The sequence below is a fragment of the Vibrio sp. 1069 genome (assembly GCF_033340555.1).
On sequence record NZ_JAWOWP010001003.1, the window covers coordinates 1 to 507 of the forward strand.

Sequence of the window (507 nt, forward strand, 5' to 3'; positions counted from 1 at the left end):
TTCATCTTCAATGCCATTGGGCCGAATCTTCCGCAAATGGCACCGTATTTTGCTTTTTTGTTTTTAATTCCTGCTCCCATTGCATTTTTTAAGCAGTATCAGCGAAAGCATAATTATCTTGCGACGACGTCTCAAATCAGAGCAAACAAAAACACGACTCCGTTTAATTCCCTCAGCTGGATTGAATTTGAAAGCTATATTGGCGAGTACTTTAAGCAGCAAGGCTACAACGTTAAACAATCTTTCTCAAAGCAGGCGGATGGTGGGGTTGATATTTGGTTAACTAAAGACGGTGAGTTGAGTCTTGTACAATGTAAGCACTGGAAAGCTAGAAAAGTCGGAGTTCAAGTCTTAAGAGAAATGTATGGTGTGATGATCGACAATCGTGCTAGCAAAATGATCATCGTAACATCGGGAGATTTTACTTCTGAAGCTATCGCTTTTGCTCAAGAGAAGCGCCTGGGGTTGGTTAATGGTAGCGAGCTAGTCCACATGATTGAAGATGGA

At 41.4% G+C, this 507-nt stretch carries 1 protein-coding gene; it reads left to right on the top strand.

Going from position 1 to position 507, the window contains the following annotated elements; translation table 11 throughout:
- Positions 1-507 (top strand): restriction endonuclease (locus R7040_RS30280; protein WP_318098167.1); only part of this gene is annotated, 507 nt, incomplete at both ends.